This is a genomic window from Nonomuraea composti (assembly GCF_012034275.1).
Lineage (GTDB): Bacteria > Actinomycetota > Actinomycetes > Streptosporangiales > Streptosporangiaceae > Nonomuraea > Nonomuraea composti.
On record NZ_JAATEP010000015.1, the window covers coordinates 145,474 to 164,280 of the forward strand.

Here is an 18,807-nt window from a genome sequence, read left to right on the forward strand (position 1 = left end):
GTGTGGCGGCAGACGATGGGAGACGGGTGGTCTGCCGCCGGGGGAGGACCGGCCGGCTTGGAGAGGGAACCGGCCGGTCAGGAGTCATCGCTGGTTGACGGCCACGTTGCTGGGCAGCGGGATGTACGGGAACGTCTTGTCGAAGGGCTTGTCGTTCGCGTCCACCTTGTCGGTCAGGCCGGGGATGAGCTTGCCGCTCTGGGCGGCGCCGGCCACGGCCTGCAGCTCGATGTCCACGACGTCGTCGGAGAGACGGCGGCCGTTCGGGAAGCCCTGGAGGTCGCCGCCGAGGACGCCGAGCCGGTTCGGGTCCTTGGTGACCGGGATCGACATGTTCAGCCGCAGCTGCTCGGAGCCGCGCTGCTTGCCGGCGTCCTTGTTGAGCGACTGCGCGTTGAGGTCGGCCTTGATGGGGCCGTTGTTCTTGGCGAGGCCGGTCAGGAAGATCTGCACCAGGTCGTTGCGCGGGGTCGCGGGCGCCTTGATGCCGTAGAAGGTTTCGAGGAGCCTGGCCAGCTCGGGGTTGGTGACCCGGTTGACCAGCGCCTTCACGTCCGCGTCCTGCGACGGGTCGAGGGCGTTGTAGGCGTCCTTCATGCCGGCGGCCGCCACCAGCTCGTTCACCAGCGGGTTGCACAGGCGGGAGACCTGCACGTACGAGCTGCCGTTGAACTTGTCGGTGGTGGAGCAGACGCCGATGACCGGGTTGCGCTTGGGGTCGCCCTTGAGCGCCAGGTCGGCCTGCGGCACCTGGAGGGCCACGGTGTTGACGTTGTAGCCCTTCAGCGTGTCCTGGCCGACCTCGGACAGGTCGCCGCCGTAGAGCAGGTCGAAGGCCCGCAGGTCGAGGAAGAAGGCCTCGTCCGCCTGGCCGGAGTAGGTCTTGCCGCCGCCCGGCAGGCTCCTGATGGCCTGGTTGCGCAGGGTCGCGTAGTTGGGCATGGAGGCGGCGCCGACGTTGCTGGGGGCGACGATGCCGTCGCTGACCAGGGTCTTGGAGCCGCCGGGGGTGATCCGCTTGAGCGTGTAGCGCTGGCGGAAGAGCAGGTTCTCGTCGTTGAGCGAGGTGACGGGGCCGTTGTTGTAGAGGAACGTGTCGTTGCCGCGCTTGTCCTCGTTGCGGAACGTCCACTCGTACGTGATGTCGGTCTTGCCGTCACCGTCGTTGTCGATCTTTATGTTGTGCCGCGACTTCACGGCGAACGGGTAGAAGTTCGGGCCGCCGTTGGGCTCCTCGAACGGGATCCAGTTGGAGATGAGGGTCACGCTGTCGGGCTTGTCGGGGCTGACGAACGCGTACACGTCGGTGTTGTCGTGCTGCGGGTCGTTGGAGATGGCGGGGGCCTCGCGGTGTGAGGAAGCGACACCGGAATCAGTGCGGAGCACGGCCATCGACGAGGCGGCGACCGCTACGGCGAGACCGAGTCCGACCAGAGCGCGCCGGTTGATCCGGAGCTCCATGTTCGGTCCTTTCGGAAGGGCTGATCGTGACGTTCGAGGTTCCGGCCGGGTTCCTCGACGCCCTATTCGTCCGTGGGCCGCCGCCGGATGTCGGTCTCCTCCTCAAGAAGGAGGGTCAACTAAAGTTGACATACTTTGGTCGTCAATTTAGGTTGACCCTGGCGTGCGGGTGCCGATCGTGGCGTCCCGTTCGTTGAGGAGAAGTTGAGCAATATCGTGAAAGGGGATGCGGTGGTCAAGGAGTTGCTCGCCTACGTCCGCCCCTACCGGAAGATCCTGGTCCTGGGCGGGTTACTGAGCCTCATCGGCTCCGCGGCGGGCCTGTCGATGCCGTTGCTGGCCAAGTACGTGGTGGACGCCTTCGGCCAGGGCGGCTCGATGGCCGGGCCGCTGATCTGGCTGACCGTGGCGGTGCTGGTGGGCGCGGTGGTCTCGGCCGGGGGAAGCTACCTGATGGAGCGCACGGGCGAGGGCATCGTGCTCGGCGCCCGGCGCCGGCTGGTGGACCGGATGTTGCGGCTCAAGGTCGCCGACGTCGACCGGCTCAAGCCCGGCGACCTGCTCTCCCGCGTCACCGGCGACACGACGCTGCTGCGCGCCGTGCTGACCAACGGCATCGTGGAGTCCGTCAGCGCGGCGTTCATGCTGGTCGGCGCGATCATCATGATGGCGGCGATGGACGGCGTGCTGCTGCTGGTCACGCTGCTGATCGTGGCGCTGATCGGCGGGCTGGTCGCGCTCATCATGCCGCGCATCCAGCGGGCGCAGTCGCACGCCCAGGAGGCCATGGGCGAGATGGGGGCCGTGCTGGACCGGGCGCTGCAGGCGTACCGGACGGTCAAGGCCAGCGGCGCGGAGGAGCGGGAGATCGGTGTGGTCGCCGAGGCCGCGACGCGCGCCCGCGACCGCGGGCTGCAGGTCGCCGGCTGGACGTCGCTCGCGGGGGTGGCGACGTGGATGGCGGTGCAGATCGCGTTCCTGGCCGTGCTGGCGGTGGGCGGCGCGCGGGTCGCCTCCGGCACGCTGGAGGTGTCGTCGCTGATCGCGTTCCTGCTGTACCTGTTCTACCTGGTGCCGCCGATCGGGCAGCTCGTCCAGGGCGGGGTGCAGCTCCAGCAGGGGCTGGCGGCGATGAAGCGGATCAAGGAGATCGAGGAGCTGCCGGCCGAGCCGGTGAGCGTCGCGGCGCCGCGCGACGGGCGGCCCGCCGGGGTGCGCTTCGAGGACGTCGTCTTCCGGTACGGCGACGACCGGCCCCTGGTGCACGACGGCGTGAGCTTCGAGGTGCCGCCGGGCGGCCTGACCGCGCTGGTGGGGCCGTCGGGGGCGGGCAAGTCCACGGTGTTCGCGCTGCTGGAGCGCTTCTACGACCACCAGTCCGGCAACATTCTGGTGGACGGGCGGGACATCCGCGACTGGCCGCTGGCCGAGCTGCGCGCCGCGCTCGGCTACGTCGAGCAGGACGCGCCCGTGCTGGCCGGCACGCTGCGGGAGAACCTGCTGTTCGCCGCCAAGGACGCCACGGAGGAGGAGCTGCGCGCGGCGATCGCGCGGACGCGGCTCGACGACCTCGTGGCCCGGCTGCCGGAAGGGCTGGAGACGCCGGTCGGGCACCGGGGCGTGCTGCTGTCGGGCGGCGAGCGGCAGCGCGTGGCGATCGCCAGGGCGCTGCTGCGCAAACCCAGGCTGCTGCTGCTCGACGAGGCCACCTCGCAGCTCGACGCGGTCAACGAGCTGCGGCTGCGCGAGGTCGTCGCCGAGGTGGCGCGGGAGACGACGGTGCTGGTCATCGCGCACCGCCTGTCCACGGTGACGGGCGCCGACCGGATCGTGGTCATGGAGGGCGGCGGCGTGCGGGCCGTGGGCACGCACGACGAGCTGGTGGGCGGCGACGAGCTGTACCGGGAGCTGGCGGCCACCCAGTTCCTGGTGAGCGGTTGAGCATCCCCCGCGGCCGGCATTCCGGGTTAGTCTCTCCGTGAATGGGTTCATTCACGGAGAGGACCACCGATGAGCAGGACCGTCCGCGCCCCGCGAGGCACCACGATCACCGCGAAGGGCTGGCCGCAGGAGGCCGCGCTGCGCATGCTCCAGAACAACCTGGACCCCGAGGTGGCCGAGCATCCCGAGCAGTTGGTCGTCTACGGCGGCTCGGGCCGGGCGGCGCGCGACTGGGCCTCGTTCGACGCGCTGGTCAGGACGCTGACCACGCTGGAGGGCGACGAGACGCTGCTGGTGCAGTCGGGGCGCCCCGTGGGCGTCTTCCGCACCCACGAGTGGGCGCCCCGGGTGCTCATCGCCAACTCCAACCTGGTGCCCGACTGGGCGACGTGGGAGGAGTTCCGCCGGCTGGAGGCGGCCGGCCTCACCATGTACGGGCAGATGACCGCGGGCTCCTGGATCTACATCGGCACTCAGGGCATCCTCCAGGGCACCTACGAGACGTTCGCCGCCGTCGCCGCCAAACGCTTCGGCGGCACGCTCGCCGGAACGATCACGCTCACCGCCGGGCTCGGCGGCATGGGCGGCGCCCAGCCCCTGGCCATCACCATGAACGGCGGCGTGGCCATCTGCGTCGACTGCGACCCGCGCTCGGTCGCCCGCCGCATCGAGCACCGCTACCTCGACGTCGAGGCCGCCTCGCTGGACGAGGCGCTGCGGCTGGCGTACGAGGCCCGCGACGCCCGCAGGCCGCTGTCGATCGGCGTGGTCGGCAACGCCGCCGAGGCCGTGCCCGACCTGCTGGCCCGCGGCGCCGAGATCGACATCGTCACCGACCAGACCTCCGCCCATGACCCGCTGATGTACCTGCCGCTCGGCGTCGCCTTCGAGGACATGGCCGCCGAGCGCGACAAGGACCCGGCCGGCTTCACCGAGCGCGCCCGCACCTCGATGGCCAGGCACGTCGAGGCCATGGTCGGCTTCAAGGACGCGGGGGCGGAGGTGTTCGACTACGGCAACTCCATCAGGGGCGAGGCGAAGCTGGCCGGCTACGCGCGCGCCTTCGACTTCCCCGGCTTCGTGCCCGCCTACATCAGGCCGCTGTTCTGCGCCGGCAAGGGCCCCTTCCGGTGGGCCGCGCTGAGCGGCGACCCGGCCGACATCGCCGCCACCGACCGGGCGATCCTGGAGCTGTTCCCCGAGAACGAGGCGCTGGCCAGGTGGATCACCAAGGCGGGGGAGAAGGTGCACTTCCAGGGCCTGCCGGCGCGCATCTGCTGGCTCGGCTACGGCGAGCGCGACGTCGCCGGCGAGCGCTTCAACGACATGGTCGCCTCCGGCGAGCTCCAGGCCCCGATCGTGATCGGCCGCGACCACCTCGACAGCGGCTCCGTCGCCTCCCCCTACCGCGAGACCGAGTCGATGGCCGACGGCTCCGACGCGATCGCCGACTGGCCGCTGCTCAACGCCATGCTCAACACCGCCTCCGGCGCCGCCTGGGTCTCCATCCACCACGGCGGCGGCGTCGGCATCGGCCGCTCCATCCACGCCGGCCAGGTGACGGTGGCCGACGGCACGGCCCTGGCCCGCGAGAAGCTCAACCGCGTGCTCACCAACGACCCCGGCACCGGCGTCATGCGGCACGTGGACGCGGGCTACGAGGAGGCGGCGCGCGTCGCCGACGACAAGGGTGTACGTATTCCGATGCGGGAGTCGTGACTCTGCAACGGGATGAGAATGCCGGGTACGCGGCGTTGGAGGTGGCGTGGCGGACGGATATCACGGTGGGCTCGACGTGCTCCTGGATGGCCGGAGGCTGTCGCCCGTACAACGCAGGATCGCGCACTACCTCACCGAGCACCTGGATGAGGCCATCTTCCTGTCCAGCGTGGAGCTGGCCGAGCGGGCGGGCGTCAGCCAGCCCTCCGTGACCAGGTTCGCCATGGTGCTGGGGTTCGGCGGCTACCCCGAGCTGCGCCAGGCGCTGCGGCCGCTGGTGCTCGGCGGTGGCGTGGAGGCGCCGCAGGAGAACCTGCTGCGCGGCGCGATCGACTGCGAGATCCGCAACCTCGCCCTGGTCAGGGAGCGGCTGGCGGCGTTCCCGCTCAAGGAGCTGGGCGAGCAGCTGGCCGCCACCGAGCCGCTGCCGGTGCTCGGGCTGCGCGTCTCGTGCGGGCTGGCCACCACGTTCGCGTACTACGCCCGGCGCATCCACCCTGACGTGCGGCTGCTCACGCACGGCGGCTCCGAGCTGGTCGACGGGCTGCACGCGGCCCGTCGGGCCGGTGCCGAGTGGCTGGTGGCCGTCGTGTTGCCGCGCTACCCGGCCGAGGCGCTGCACGGGCTGGAGTACGCCGAGAAGCTGGGTCTCCGGGTGGCCGCCATCACCGACAAGTCCGACTTCCCCGCCGAGATCGTGCTGGACGCGCCCGTGGGCGACCGGCTCGTGTTCGACTCGCACGCGGCGCCGCTCGCGCTGGCCATGGCCCTGGTGGAGGCCATGGCCGACGCGGCGCCGCTGCGCACCCAGGCCAGGCTCGACGAGTACGAGCGGATGACCGAGGAGACCGGCACGTTCCTCCCCGGGGGCCTACCCGGCGATCTTGCTTAGCGAGCGCATCGACCACATCGTGGTGAGCACCGCCAGCACGACGAACACGCCGAACGCGATAGGGATCGACGCGTCCCCCAGCCGCCCGTCGAACAGCGCCCGCCCCGCCTCGACCGCGTGGTAGAGCGGGTTGGCGGGCGCGAGCAGCTTCATCCAGTCGGGCGCGAACGAGATCGGCACGAACAGCCCGGCCAGCAGCATGATCGGCAGCATGAACAGGTTGAGCGTCTGCGACATGCCGTTCTCGTCCCGCACGGTCAGCGCCAGCCCCTGCGACAGGCCCGAGGCGAACAACCCGGTCGCGGCCATGAGCAGCAGCACCAGCACCAGCTCCACGGCCCCGATCCGCACGCCCATGGCGATGGCCACGACGAGCACGAGCACCGCCTGGAGGACCAGCACCACCATGTCCTTGGCCACCCGGCCGAGCACGATGGCCGGCCGCCAGGCGGGGCTGACGGCGTAGCGCTCCAGCGAGCCGTTGCGCAGCTCGGCGATCAGGCCGAAGCCGGAGAACAGCGACCCGAAGACGGCGATCATCATCATGGACGCCGGCGTGAACATGCGCAGCGCCTCCACCGTCGTGCCGCCCGGCGTCATCGTCTTCAGCAGCGGCGCGAACATCAGCAGGTACAGCACCGGCTGCATGATCCCGAACAGCGGCCAGACGGGGTTGCTGAACGACTTGCGCAGCTCGTAACCGGTGAACAGGAGGGTGTGGCGGATCATGCGTCGGCTCCCGTAGGGCGAAGGGCGTGGCGGATCATGCGCCGGCTCCCGCGTCGCGAAGGGTGCGGCCGGTCTTGGCCAGGAAGACGTCGTCCAGTGTGGAGCGGTCGAGGGCGATGGAGCTGAGGCCGAGCCCCCGCTCCTCCAGCGCGCGCAGCAGGACGGGCAGCGTGTGCTCGCCGTCGTCCACGTAGACGCGCAGCAGGTCGTCGTCCACGCGGGTCTCGCGGGCCAGCGGCCCGACGGTCTCGGCCGCGCGCTCCGGCTCGTCCAGCCTGAGCGTGATCACATCGCCCGAGACCTCGCGCTTGAGGTCGGACGGGGTGCCCTCGGCCACGACCAGGCCGTGGTCCACGATCATCAGCCGGTCGCACAAGGCGTCGGCCTCGTCGAGGTAGTGGGTGCTGAGCAGCACGCTCGTGCCCGCCTCGCGCAGCTGCCTGATGCGCTCCCACAGGTTGGCGCGGTTCTGCGGGTCGAGGCCGGTGGTGGGCTCGTCGAGGAAGAGCAGCGGCGGGTTGTGCACGAGCCCGATGGCGATGGCCACGCGCCGCTTCTGCCCGCCCGACAGCGTACGGCCGGGCCGGTCGGCCAGCTCGGCCAGGTCGAAGCGCTCCAGCACCTCGGCGGTCGCGCGCCCCGGGTCGGGGACGGCGTGGATCCTCGCCGCCATCATGATCTGCGCCCGCGCGCTGGTCGTGTCCTCCACCCCGCCGGCCTGGCTGACGTAGCCGAGGTTGCGCCGCACGTCGGCGGGCTCCTTCAGCAGGTCGTGGCCCGCGACGGTGGCCGTGCCCGCGTCGGGCGCGATCAGCGTGGACAACATCCTGATCGTGGTGGTCTTGCCCGCGCCGTTCGGCCCGAGCACCCCGAAGATCTCACCCTTCTTCACCTCGAGGTCCACGCCGCGCACGGCCTCGACGGTCTGGGTGCCTTTCCTGCTCCTGGTGGTGAACGTCTTGCGCAGGCCCTGCGCCTCGATGATCATCATGCTCCTTGGGTCGCTGGGGGTCGCCTTCGGTGCAGCCGGTCGAGCCGGGCCATACTGCCACGCGGCCCGGCCGATATCTCCTGCTTTTTCTGGGTGGTGCGGCGGGCTTCTCGCGGTGGTGCGGCGGGCTCTTCGGGGCGGTGCGGCGGGATCAATAAGCTCCTCCTATGACTGATCGACCGAAGGCGCTGGTCACAGGCGCCTCCAGAGGTGTCGGCGCGGCCGTCGCCAGGGCGCTGGCCCCCACCCACGACGTGCTGCTCGGCGGCCGCGACGCGGCCGCGCTCGCGGCGCTGGCCGGCGAGCTGCCCGGCTCCCGGCCCTGGCCGGTGGAGCTGACCCGGGTCTCGGCGGCCGACGTCGAAGGCGTCGAACGGCTCGACGTCCTCGTGCACAGCGCCGGGATCAGCGTGCTGGGCCGCATCGCCGACCAGGGCGCCGACGTGTGGCGGCGCACGATGGAGGTCAACGTCATCGCGGTCGCCGAGCTGACCCGGCTGCTGCTGCCCGCGCTGCGGCGGGCCGGGGGCCACGTCGTGTGCGTCAACTCGGGCGCGGGGCAGCGGGCCAACCCCGACTGGGCGTCGTACGCGGCCAGCAAGTTCGCGCTCAAGGCGTTCGCCGACGCGCTGCGGCTGGAGGAGCCCGCGCTCCGCGTCACCACCATCTACCCCGGCCGGATCGCCACCGACATGCAGCGCGGCGTACGTGCCTTCGAGGGAGGCGCGTTCGAGCCCGAGAAATACCTCGAACCGGAAACCGTGGCCAGGGCGGTGCTGGCCGCCGTCATGGCCGGGCCCGACGCGCACCTCACCGAGCTGACCCTGCGCCCCAGAGGAGGGCCAGTCAACTAAAAGTGAATGGATCCATTCACTAGAGTTGGCCGCATGCTTGAGCAACTCGCGCACGTGGGACGAGATCCGGAGACCGGCGGCTACGTACGGGACGCATGGTCGCGAGCAGACCTGGAGCTACGCGAATGGTTCGCGGGCGAGGCCGGGCGGCGCCGGCTCGACCTGCGCGAAGACCGCAACGGCAACCTCTGGGCCTGGTGGGGCACCCCTTCGCCGCGGCGCCCCGGCGTCGTCACCGGCAGCCACCTCGATTCCGTACGGCAGGGCGGCGCGTACGACGGCCCGCTCGGCGTCGTGTCCGCCTTCGCCGCGCTCGACCTGCTGCGCGAGCGGGGCGTGACGCCGGCCGTCCCCGTGGGCGTGGCCTGCTTCAGCGACGAGGAGGGCGCCAGGTTCGGCGTGCCGTGCGTGGGGTCGCGGCTGCTCACCGGCGTGCTCGCGCCCGAGCGGGCGCTCGCGCTCACCGACGACGACGGCGACACCCTCGCCGACGTGCTGAAGCGGGCCGGGCGCCGGCCCGACGCGCTGGGGCGCGACGACGAGACGCTGGCCTGCGTCGGCACGTTCGTCGAGCTGCACGTGGAGCAGGGCCGCGGGCTGGCCGGCGAGGGGCGGCCCGTGGGGGTGGCGAGCGCGATCTGGCCGCACGGGCGGTGGCGGTTCGACTTCCGTGGGCGGGCCGACCACGCGGGCACCACCAGGCTGGCCGACCGCGACGACCCGATGCTGCCGCTGGCCCGCATGGTGCTGGCGGCGCGGGAGGCGGCCGAGCGGCGCGGGGTGGTGGCCACGGTCGGCAAGGTCCGCGTCTCGCCCGGAAACGCCAACGCCATCCCCGGCCTGGCCTCGGCCTGGCTCGACGCGCGCGGCCCCGACGAGCGCGCGGTGCGCGCCCTGGTGGCCGAGCTCGCCGAAGCCGCCGGCGCCACCTGGCCGGCACTCGCCCCGCAGGCGAGCCCGGACGACGCGGCTGCTGCTGCCCGTGCTGCGGCGGGCCTGGACGACGCGGCGGCACCCGCCCGTGCGGCGGGTCTGGACGACGCGGCGGCACCCGCTCGTGCGGCGGGTGCGGGCGATGCGCAGGCGCTCGCCACACGGGCGGGCGCCGGTGATCCGGCTGGGCGTGCTCGGTCGGCGGGGACCGGTGGGGTGGTGGTGCGGGAGGAGTCGTGGACGCCGGTCGTCGCGTTCGAGGCGGCGCTCAGGGACCGGGTCGCCAGGGCGGCCGGGGGCGACACGCCCGCGCCGATCCTGCCGACCGGCGCCGGCCACGACGCCGGGATCCTCGCCGCCGCAGGCGTCCCGAGCGCGATGTTGTTCGTCAGGAACCCCACCGGCGTGTCCCACGCCCCCGATGAGCACGCCGAACGGGCAGACTGCGAGGCGGGAGTCGTGGCACTCGCGGACGTGCTGGAGGAGCTGTGTCGCTGACCTACTGGTGCGAGTGGGCCTGGCTGCCCGACGGGGTCGCGGGCGACGTGCTCGTCGAGATCGACGGCACCAGGATCACCCGCGTCGAGCAGGGCCCGCCGGGCTCGGCCGAGCGCCTGCCCGGGCTGACGATCCCCGGCCTGGCCAACGCCCACTCCCACGCCTTCCACCGCGCGCTGCGCGGCGCCACCCAGCGCGGCGAGGGCGACTTCTGGACCTGGCGCGAGCGCATGTACGAGGTCGCCGGCCGCCTCGACCCGCACTCCTACGAGCGGCTGGCCACGGCCGTGTACGCCGAGATGGCGCTGGCGGGCGTCACGTGCGTGGGCGAGTTCCACTACCTGCACCACGACCAGGGCGGGCGCCCGTACGGCGACGACCCCAACGCGATGGGGCACGCGCTGATCCGGGCGGCCCGCGCCGCGGGGCTGCGCATCGCGCTGCTCGACACCTGTTACCTGTCGGGCGGCATCGGCGTGCCCCTGTCGGAGGTGCAGCTGCGCTTCAGCGACGGCGACTCCGAGCGGTGGGCGGCCCGCGCCGAGCTGCTGGCGGCGGCCTACGAGGGGCAGCCCGACGTGGAGATCGGCGCCGCCATCCACTCCGTACGGGCGGTGCCGCCCGACCAGATGCCGGTCGTGGCGGAGTTCTCGCACCGGCACGCGGCGCCGCTGCACGTGCACGTGTCCGAGCAGCGGGCGGAGAACACGGCGTGCGTGGAGATGTACGCGGCCACGCCCGTGCAGCTCCTGCACGAGCGCGGGGCGCTGGGGCCGCGCTCGACCGCCGTGCACGCCACGCACCTGACCGACGTGGACGTCGAGCTGCTCGGGCAGTCGGGCACGTACCTGTGCATGTGCCCCACCACTGAGCGCGACCTCGCCGACGGCATCGGCCCGGCCAGGGCCGCCGCCGACCGGGGCGCGCGGATCACGCTGGGCTCCGACAGCCACGCGGTGATCGACCTGTTCGAGGAGGCCAGGGGCATGGAGCTGAACGAGCGGCTGGCCAGCAGGAGACGCGGCCACTGGTCGGCCGCCGACCTGCTGGCCGCCGCCACGTGCACGGGCCACGCCTCGCTCGGCTTCCCGGGCGCGGGCCAGCTCGTGCCCGGCGCCTGGGCGGACCTGGTGTCGGTACGCCTCGACTCCGTCCGCACGGCGGGCACGTCCGGGCTGGAGGCCGTGGTGTACGCGGCTTCGGCGGCCGACGTGCACTCCGTGGTGTCCGGGGGGCGGCGCGTGGTCGCGCAGGGCAGGCACGTGCTGGGCGACGTCGCCGCCCTGCTGAAGAAGGCGATCGAGGAGCTGAGATGACCACCACCACGTTGATCGACCGGATCGGGCTGCTCTACACCGGCGACCCCGAGCGGGAGGAGATCGCCGACGCCGCGCTCGTCATCGAGGACGGCCTCGTCGCCTGGACCGGCCCCGCCGCGGAGGCCCCCGCCGCCGACGAGCGCGTGGACGCGGGCGGCCGGGCCGTCATCCCCGGCTTCGTCGACAGCCACGCCCACCTGATCTTCGCCGGCGACCGCACGGCCGAGTTCGAGGCCCGCATGTCCGGCGAGCCGTACACCGGCGGCGGCATCAGGACCACGGTCGCCGCCACCCGCGCGGCCGGCGAGGCCGAGCTGGCCACGCACGCCTTCTCCCTGGTACGCGAGATGCGCGCGCAGGGCACCACCACCGTGGAGATCAAGAGCGGCTACGGCCTGACCGTCGAGCACGAGCGGCGCTCGCTGGAGATCGCCACCACGCTCACCGACGAGACCACCTTCCTGGGGGCGCACGTGGTGCCCGCCGACATCGACGCCGACTCCTACGTGCGGCTCGTGGCCGGGGAGATGCTGGAGGCGTGCGCCCCGTACGCGAAGTGGGTGGACGTGTTCTGCGAGCGCGGCGCGTTCGACGGGGACCAGACGCGGGAGATCCTGTCGGCCGGGCTGAAGGCCGGGCTGGGGGTGCGGGTGCACGCCAACCAGCTCGGCGAGGGCCCCGGCGTGCGCATCGCGTGCGAGCTGGGCGCCGCCTCCGCCGACCACTGCACGCACCTGAGCGCGGCCGACGTGGACGCGCTCGCCTCGTCGGGAACGGTGGCGACGCTGCTGCCGGGCGCCGAGTTCTCCACCCGCTCGCCGTACCCGGACGCGCGGCGGCTCATCGACGCGGGCGTGACCGTGGCGCTGGCCACCGACTGCAACCCGGGCTCCTCGTTCACCTCGTCGATGGCGTTCTGCGTGGCGCTGGCCGTGCGCGAGATGCGGATGACGCCGCTGGAGGCGATCAGGGCGGCGACGTACGGCGGGGCCCGCGCGCTGCGCCGTACGGACGTAGGCTGGTTGCGGCGCGGAGCTCGCGCGGACCTCGTCGTCCTCGACGCCCCCTCCTACGTCCACCTGGCCTACCGGCCCGGCGTTCCCCTCGTTCACCAGGTGTTTCACGGCGGTCTCCTCCTTTAGGAGGACATCCAGAACCATCCCGCAGGCGTAGTTGTTGAGGGAATCTTTGCTTCTGGCCGGACGTTGGCCGGGTATAGAACGCAGCTGCGGAACGAGGTGCCTGGGGATGGCAAGGCCTACGGGGAGTCGCACGCAGGAGCAGCACGTCGCTGATCGCGATCTGCTGGGGACATACCTGGCCGAGATCGGCCGGGTCCCGCTGCTCACGGCGGAGGAAGAGGTGGAGCTCGCCAAGCGGATCGAGGCGGGTCTCTTCGCCGAGCAGCTGCTCGACAGCGGGGGCTCGGAGCCGCGCATCGGGGACGCGGCCGACGAGGAGCTGGAGCGCCTGGCCATCTCGGGCCAGCGGGCCAAGGAGGAGTTCATTCAGGCCAACCTGCGCCTCGTGGTGGCGGTGGCCAGGAAATATTCGGGGCGGGGGATGCCGCTCATCGACCTGGTCCAGGAAGGAAACCTGGGCCTTGTCCGTGCGGTGGAGAAGTTCGACTACCGCCGGGGCTACAAGTTCTCCACCTACGCCACGTGGTGGATCAGGCAGTCGGTGGGGCGGGCCATTCACGAGCAGGCCCGTCCGGTGCGGCTGCCCACGCACGCCGGGGAGCAGATGACCCGGCTGATGCGGGTGCGGCGCGACATGCTCGCCGAGTTCGACGCCGAGCCCACCGACGACGACCTCGCCGAGATCCTCGACCTGCCGATCGAGCGGGTGCGCGAGCTGCGCCGCTGGGCCTCCGACCCGGTCTCGCTCCAGCTCGGGGTGGGCGACGAGGACGAGACCGAGCTCGGCGACATGATCGCCGACGAGACGTGGGCCGACCCCGAGCAGCAGGCGATCGACATCCTGGAGCGGGAGCGGCTCGACCAGTGGCTCACCGGGCTCGAAGGCGCCACCAGCGAGATGCTGCGCTGGCGTTACGGGCTGGTCGACGGGCGCGAGCACACGCTGACCGAGGTGGGGGAGCGCTACGGCATCGGCCGCGACCGGGCCCGCCGCATCGAGCGTGACGCGCTGGCCCGCCTGCGGAAGATGGCCACCGCGGCCGCCTGACGTCCCGATCTTCACGGACGGGCCGTCGCCGACGCACCTGGGGAGGTGGTACGTCGGCGGCGGCCCGTCCTGGTTTTCCGGTGTTCAGTCGGTGCGGAGGAGCCGGCGCAGGAACTCCTCGACGGCGGCTTCGGCCGTGGCGTGGTCGCCGCCCCGCGCCACCAGCAGCGCGCTCTCGTTGATCGCGGCCAGCAGCATGTGCGCGTGCAGGTCCACGTACGCGGCCGGCACCGCCTTCGTGGCGTCGAGCGCGGCCTTCAGCATGCCGAACGAGTAGCGCTCCTCCAGGGCGCGCCAGCGCTCCCAGCCCAGCACGGCGGGCGCGTCGATGAGCACGATGCGCTGGATGACCGGGTCGCCGGCGAGCCGGATCCAGGTGCGGATGCCGATGCGCAGGGCCGCCTCGGGGCTCTCGGCGCCGCGCACCGCCTGCACGATCTTCGCGCCCACGGCCGCCTCCGTGGCCTCCAGCACGGCTTCGAAGAGGGTCTCCTTGCCCGCGTAGTGGTGGTAGAGCGCTCCTCTGCTCAGCCCTGACTCCTGCAGCACCGTCTCGATCGAGGTGTCGTCGTAGCCGCGCTCGGCGAACAGCCGGGTGGCGATGGCCAGGACCTTGTCGCGGGTGGCCGCGCCGCGCTCCGCCTTGAGGTTCATGGACCCACTCTAGACAAACCGACTATCGGTCGGTAATTTCATAGACCGACAGTCGGTTTGTAAACGAGGGGATCACCCATGGACGGCATCAATTACGTGGACGAGGGGCAGGGGCCGGCCGGCCCTGTTCGTGCACGGCGTCGGCACCGGCTCCCACCTGTGGCGCGACGTCATCGCCGAGCTGCGCGGCGAGCGCCGCTGCATCGCCATCGACCTGCCTTTGCACGGCGGCAGCGACCCGCGCGACGACCTGTCGCTGCCCGCGCTGGCCGAGGCCGTCGAGGAGCTGTGCGAGCACCTCGGCCTCACCGGGATCGACCTCGTCGGCAACGACACCGGCGGCGCGGTGTGCCAGATCTTCGCCGTACGGCACCGCGAACGCCTGCGCACGCTCACCCTCACCAACTGCGACGTGCACACCAACACCCCGCCCGAGCCGTTCAAGCCCACCGTCGAGCTGGCCGCCAAGGGAGAGCTGGCCGCCCTCACCGAGGTGCTGCTCGACCACCCCGAGCTGCTGGCCCAGACCGCTCTCGGCGAGGGCTACGAGCGCATCCACGACCCGAAGGCGGTGGTGGACGCCTACATCAGGCCGATCCTGAGCAAGCCGGGCGGCGGGCGGGCGTTCGAGCGGCTGCTGGCCGGCATCGACGCCAAGGACATGATCGCCATCGAGCCGCAGCTCACCGTGCTCACCGTGCCGACGCTGCTGGTGTGGGGCACGGGCGACCCGTTCTTCGACGTGAGCTGGGCGCGCTGGCTGCGCGACACGATCCCCGGCGTCAGGGAGATCGTGGAGATCGAGGGCGGGCGGCTGTTCTTCCCCGAGGAGCGGGCCGCCGAGCTGGTGCCTCACCTGCGGCGGTTCTGGGCCCACACGTAAGAGCGGTTCTGGGCCCACACGTAAGATCGGCGGCATGCGGGTCGAGACACTGCGCCGTTATCCGGTCAAATCCATGCTGGGGGAAGAGGTCGACGAGAGCCCGGTGACCGAGCGGGGGCTCGCCGGGGACCGGGCGCGCGCCGTGCTCGACGTCGCCACCGGGAAGATCGCCAGCGCCAAGAACCCCCGGCTCTGGCGCGCGCTGCTGACCGTCGAGGGCGCGCGGGTGCCGGACGACGCCACGCTGTCCGAGCTGCTCGGACGCGAGGTCCGGGTGATCGACGTGCCGCCGGAGGGCGCCGAGCTGGAACGGTCGGTGCCGGAGCGGGTGCTGGCCGAGGGCATCGAGGCCGAGGTGCCGCACACCATCACCACGATCGGGGCGGGCTCGCCCGAGGGCACGTTCTTCGACTTCGCGCCGCTCCACCTGATCACCACCTCCACCGTCGAGCGGATCGGCGCGCTCGGCCCGCGCGGGCACGTCGAGGCCCTGCGTTACCGGCCGAACCTGGTGATCGCCACCGAGCCCGACGGGTTCGTGGAGAACGACTGGGCCGGGCGGGAGCTGCACGTCGGTGCGGACGTCGTGCTGCACGTCATCGTGGCCAGCCCGCGCTGCGCGGTGCCGACGCTGGCGCACGGGGAGCTGGAGCGCGACACCGACGCGCTGCGGACCGTGGCCAGGCACAACCGGGTGCCGGTGTTCGACATGGGGCCGCAGGCGTGCGCGGGCGTGTACGCGCGGGTCCTGCGGCCCGGTGTCATCAGAAAGGGCGACGAGGTACGGCTCGCCTGAGCCGCACCGGGACGCCGCACCGGGACGCCCCCCGGTGCGGCGCGCACGAGCGGCGCCCATGAGGGCGGCTCAGACGAGCGGCGTCAGGTACTTGTCGAGGTCGTCGAGGATCTTGCCGGCCGCCGTGACGCCGATTCCGGTCATCCAGATCTCGTCGTCCACGTTGAAGGCGTGCTCCGCCTTGACCGCCTTGAGGTTCTTCCACAGCGGCCCGGCCGTGACCTCGGCCTGCGACTTGGCCGCCGCCTCGCCGTACGCCGTGTAGAAGATCGCGTCGGCGTCACCCTTGGCGATGTTCTCCTGGCTGATCTTGCCGAAGCGCTTGTCCTCCTGGTCGGCGAGCTGCTGCGCCTGCGGCCGCGGGATGCCCGCGTCGCCCAGCACGATGCCGCTGAACGACTCCGGCCCGTACAGGCGGATCTCGGTCGGCATGAAACGCACGATGCCGACCTGCAGCTTGGAGAACTTGGCGCCGACCTCCTTGGCGCGCGTCTCGTACGCGGACAGGAGCTGCCGTGCCTGGTCCTTCTTGCCCAGCGCCTCGGCGTCGAGCAGGAAGTTCTCCTTCCAGGTGATGCCGACCTTCTCGGTGAACACGGTCGGGGCGATCTTCGAGAGCTTGTCGTAGAAGGCCGCCTGCCGGAACTTGGAGCCGAGGATGAGATCGGGCTTGAGCGCCATGATGGCTTCGATGTTGAGCTGCTGGAGCGTGCCGACCGGCTTGGTGCCCGCCAGGGAGGCGCCGAGGTACTCCGGCCAGGTCTGGTTCTCCTGGGCCTGGGCCGCGCCGACGGGGGTGAGGCCGAGGGAGACCATCGTGTCGAGCTTGTCCGTGTCGAGCACGACGACGCGCTGCGGGGTCATGGGCACCTTGGTCTCGCCCATGGCGTGCTTGACGGTCCTGGTGGGGCCGGCGTCCTGGGTGGTGGTCGAGGTCCCGCACGCGGTCAGCGTCAACAGGGGGAGCATGGCGGCGATGGCCAGGCGGAGGCGCATGAAGTAGTCCTTGATCGCTTAGGTAAGGCAAGCCTAAGTATCGCATGTCCGATTTAGCGACGACAAAAACGGCCCTGTGAGAAGCCCGAAACGAACGCGAAACACCCGCGCGGCGAGATTCACGAATGTGAAACACGCCTGGTCGAGCCACGAAACCCCAGGCGAACACGCTGTGGCCACACGTCACATGTAAGAAGGAGGGTCGCTTCGATGATCGACAGCGGCACTACCGCCTGGATGCTGGTCTGCACCGCCCTGGTGCTGCTGATGACTCCGGGCCTCGCGTTCTTCTACGGGGGTATGACCCGGGCCAAGAGCGTTCTCAACATGATGATGATGTCGTTCGTCGCCATCATCGTCGTGACGATCGCCTGGGTCCTCTACGGCTACTCCCTAGCGTTCGACACCGCCGGCGAAGGCGGCGGTATCAACCAGATCATCGGAGGGCTCGACTACGTCGGTCTGAGCGGGGTCTTCAACGCTGTCTATGAGGGCTTGATCGTCGAGGGTGGCAACGTGACGGCCGAGGCCGCCGCCGCCGACAACTTCCCGCTGATGGTGTTCTCCGCCTTCCAGCTCACATTCGCCATCATCACCGTCGCGCTGATCAGCGGCGCCATCGCCGACCGGGCCAAGTTCGGCGCCTGGGTGCTGTTCTCCCTGGTGTGGGCCACGGTCGTCTACTTCCCCGTGGCCCACTGGGTCTGGGGCGGCGGCTGGCTGACGCAGCTCGGCATCGAGGACTTCGCCGGCGGCACGGTCGTGCACATCAACGCCGGTGCCGCGGCGCTCGCGCTCGCCCTCGTCCTCGGCAAGCGCCAGGGCTGGCGCAAGGAGCCCATGCGGCCGCACAACCTGACCCTGGTGCTGCTCGGCACCGGCCTGCTGTGGTTCGGCTGGTTCGGCTTCAACGCCGGCTCCGAGCTGGCCCCCGACCAGACCGCCGGTCTGGCGTTCATGAACACCCAGGTCGCCACGGCCGTCGCCGCCGGCGCGTGGCTCGTGGTGGAGAAGCTGCGCGACGGTCACGCGACCACGCTCGGCGTCGCCTCCGGCGCGGTGGCCGGCCTGGTCGCCATCACGCCCGCCTGTGGTTTCGTGGACCCGTGGGCGGCCGTCGTCATCGGCCTGCTCGCCGGCGTGGGCTGCGCCTACGCCGTGGGCCTGAAGTACAAGCTGGGCTTCGACGACTCCCTCGACGTGGTCGGCGTGCACCTGGTCGGCGGTGTCATCGGCGCCGTCGCGCTGGGCTTCGTCGCGGCCTACCCGTTCCTGCCCGGCCAGAACAAGGGCATCCTGATCGAGGGCGGGCAGATCAGCCAGCTCGGCCTCCAGGTGCTGGGCCCGGTCGCGGTCGGCGGCTACTCCTTCGTGATGTCGTGGGTGATCGGTAAGATCATCGACAAGACCATGGGCTTCCGCATCAGCGAGGAGGCCGAGGTCACCGGCGTCGACATCGCCACCCACGCCGAGACCGGCTACGACCTCGGCACCGTTTACGCCTCGGGCGTGAGCTCCTCCAACGGCCCCGCCGCCCCGGCTCCTAAGAAGGTGGACGCATGAGGCTCATCACGGCGATCATCAAGCCCTTCAAGCTCGATGACGTGAAGGCCGCACTCGAACAGTTCGGCATCAAGGGCATGACGGTCAGCGAGGCGAGCGGCTACGGCCGCCAGCGCGGCCACACCGAGGTCTACCGCGGCGCCGAGTACCAGGTGGACCTGGTGCCGAAGGTCCGCCTGGAAGTCCTCGCCGACGAGGATGACGCCGAGGACGTGATCGACGTCATCGTCAAGGCGGCGCACACCGGCAAGATCGGCGACGGCAAGGTCTGGTCCGTTCCTGTCGACACGGTCATCCGGGTGCGTACCGGAGAGAGGGGTCCGGAAGCCCTGTGATGAGGCCGGCCAAAGGTGTCCGGGTGAACAGGTTCTTCATGGATCCGTGGCGA

At 71.4% G+C, this 18,807-nt stretch carries 17 protein-coding genes; 12 read left to right on the top strand and 5 right to left on the bottom strand.

Going from position 1 to position 18,807, the window contains the following annotated elements; all coding sequences use genetic code 11:
* Positions 1–84: 84 nt before the first annotated feature.
* The gene (locus HCN51_RS22540) at positions 85–1,461 is read right to left on the bottom strand and encodes a DUF4331 domain-containing protein (protein WP_168011460.1); all 1,377 of its coding nucleotides are present in this window, start codon (positions 1,459–1,461) and stop codon (positions 85–87) included.
* Between the two features lie 216 nt (positions 1,462–1,677).
* On the opposite strand from HCN51_RS22540, the gene HCN51_RS22545 reads away from it, so the two are divergent.
* The 3 genes from HCN51_RS22545 (at position 1,678) to HCN51_RS22555 (ending at position 6,013) form a co-directional block, all read left to right on the top strand.
* Complete coding sequence (locus HCN51_RS22545; RefSeq protein WP_346433748.1) at positions 1,678–3,402, top strand: ABC transporter ATP-binding protein; 1,725 nt, start codon at positions 1,678–1,680, stop codon at positions 3,400–3,402.
* Between the two features lie 69 nt (positions 3,403–3,471).
* Positions 3,472–5,121: a urocanate hydratase gene (gene hutU / locus HCN51_RS22550; protein ID WP_168011462.1), complete on the top strand. Its 1,650-nt coding sequence runs from the start codon at positions 3,472–3,474 to the stop codon at positions 5,119–5,121.
* A 46-nt stretch (positions 5,122–5,167) separates the two neighbouring features.
* Positions 5,168–6,013 carry a MurR/RpiR family transcriptional regulator gene (locus HCN51_RS22555; protein WP_080042404.1) on the top strand — a complete coding sequence of 282 codons (846 nt, stop codon included), beginning with the start codon at positions 5,168–5,170 and terminating at the stop codon, positions 6,011–6,013.
* Here the strand turns inward: HCN51_RS22555 and HCN51_RS22560 are convergent.
* Positions 5,993–6,742, bottom strand: coding sequence for an ABC transporter permease (locus tag HCN51_RS22560; protein WP_080042403.1), 750 nt, complete (start codon positions 6,740–6,742; stop codon positions 5,993–5,995). The two genes, HCN51_RS22555 and HCN51_RS22560, sit on opposite strands and share 21 nt — an antisense overlap.
* A 34-nt stretch (positions 6,743–6,776) precedes the next feature.
* On the bottom strand, positions 6,777–7,733 hold the full coding sequence (locus tag HCN51_RS22565) for an ATP-binding cassette domain-containing protein (RefSeq protein ID WP_346433749.1): 957 nt from the start codon (positions 7,731–7,733) through the stop codon (positions 6,777–6,779).
* A gap of 167 nt (positions 7,734–7,900) precedes the next feature.
* Between HCN51_RS22565 and HCN51_RS22570 the strand changes: the two genes are divergently transcribed.
* The 5 genes from HCN51_RS22570 to HCN51_RS22590 all read left to right on the top strand — a co-directional run bounded on the left by HCN51_RS22570 (position 7,901) and on the right by HCN51_RS22590 (position 13,527).
* On the top strand, positions 7,901–8,587 hold the full coding sequence (locus tag HCN51_RS22570; protein ID WP_168011463.1) for an SDR family oxidoreductase: 687 nt from the start codon (positions 7,901–7,903) through the stop codon (positions 8,585–8,587).
* A 33-nt stretch (positions 8,588–8,620) separates the two neighbouring features.
* On the top strand, positions 8,621–10,018 hold the full coding sequence (locus tag HCN51_RS22575; RefSeq protein ID WP_168011464.1) for an allantoate amidohydrolase: 1,398 nt from the start codon (positions 8,621–8,623) through the stop codon (positions 10,016–10,018).
* Complete coding sequence (locus HCN51_RS22580) at positions 10,009–11,334, top strand: formimidoylglutamate deiminase (protein ID WP_168011465.1); 1,326 nt, start codon at positions 10,009–10,011, stop codon at positions 11,332–11,334. The genes HCN51_RS22575 and HCN51_RS22580 overlap by 10 nt, the downstream gene beginning before the upstream one ends.
* Positions 11,331–12,479, top strand: coding sequence for an imidazolonepropionase (hutI, locus tag HCN51_RS22585; protein WP_168011466.1), 1,149 nt, complete (start codon positions 11,331–11,333; stop codon positions 12,477–12,479). Before HCN51_RS22580 ends, hutI begins: the two co-directional genes overlap by 4 nt.
* A gap of 106 nt (positions 12,480–12,585) precedes the next feature.
* The gene (locus tag HCN51_RS22590) at positions 12,586–13,527 is read left to right on the top strand and encodes a sigma-70 family RNA polymerase sigma factor (protein WP_080042398.1); all 942 of its coding nucleotides are present in this window, start codon (positions 12,586–12,588) and stop codon (positions 13,525–13,527) included.
* Positions 13,528–13,611: 84 nt separating this feature from the next.
* Here the strand turns inward: HCN51_RS22590 and HCN51_RS22595 are convergent, their stop codons facing one another.
* Positions 13,612–14,181, bottom strand: coding sequence for a TetR/AcrR family transcriptional regulator (locus HCN51_RS22595; RefSeq protein ID WP_168011467.1), 570 nt, complete (start codon positions 14,179–14,181; stop codon positions 13,612–13,614).
* A 130-nt stretch (positions 14,182–14,311) separates the two neighbouring features.
* Between HCN51_RS22595 and HCN51_RS22600 the strand changes: the two genes are divergently transcribed.
* Together HCN51_RS22600 and HCN51_RS22605 are read left to right on the top strand one after the other, a co-directional pair.
* Positions 14,312–15,064, top strand: a complete 753-nt coding sequence (locus HCN51_RS22600; protein WP_206067456.1) for an alpha/beta fold hydrolase — start codon at positions 14,312–14,314, stop codon at positions 15,062–15,064.
* A gap of 34 nt (positions 15,065–15,098) precedes the next feature.
* A complete protein-coding gene (locus HCN51_RS22605) occupies positions 15,099–15,860 on the top strand; it encodes an MOSC domain-containing protein (RefSeq protein WP_168011468.1) in 762 nt (253 codons plus the stop codon).
* 69 nt (positions 15,861–15,929) lie between these two features.
* Here HCN51_RS22605 and HCN51_RS22610 read toward each other — a convergent pair whose 3' ends face one another.
* Positions 15,930–16,856, bottom strand: a complete 927-nt coding sequence (locus HCN51_RS22610) for an ABC transporter substrate-binding protein (RefSeq protein ID WP_168011469.1) — start codon at positions 16,854–16,856, stop codon at positions 15,930–15,932.
* Positions 16,857–17,066: 210 nt separating this feature from the next.
* Between HCN51_RS22610 and HCN51_RS22615 the strand changes: the two genes are divergently transcribed.
* Complete coding sequence (locus tag HCN51_RS22615) at positions 17,067–18,419, top strand: ammonium transporter (protein WP_168011470.1); 1,353 nt, start codon at positions 17,067–17,069, stop codon at positions 18,417–18,419.
* The gene (locus HCN51_RS22620; protein WP_080042393.1) at positions 18,416–18,754 is read left to right on the top strand and encodes a P-II family nitrogen regulator; all 339 of its coding nucleotides are present in this window, start codon (positions 18,416–18,418) and stop codon (positions 18,752–18,754) included. The genes HCN51_RS22615 and HCN51_RS22620 overlap by 4 nt, the downstream gene beginning before the upstream one ends.
* Positions 18,755–18,807 lie beyond the last annotated feature (53 nt).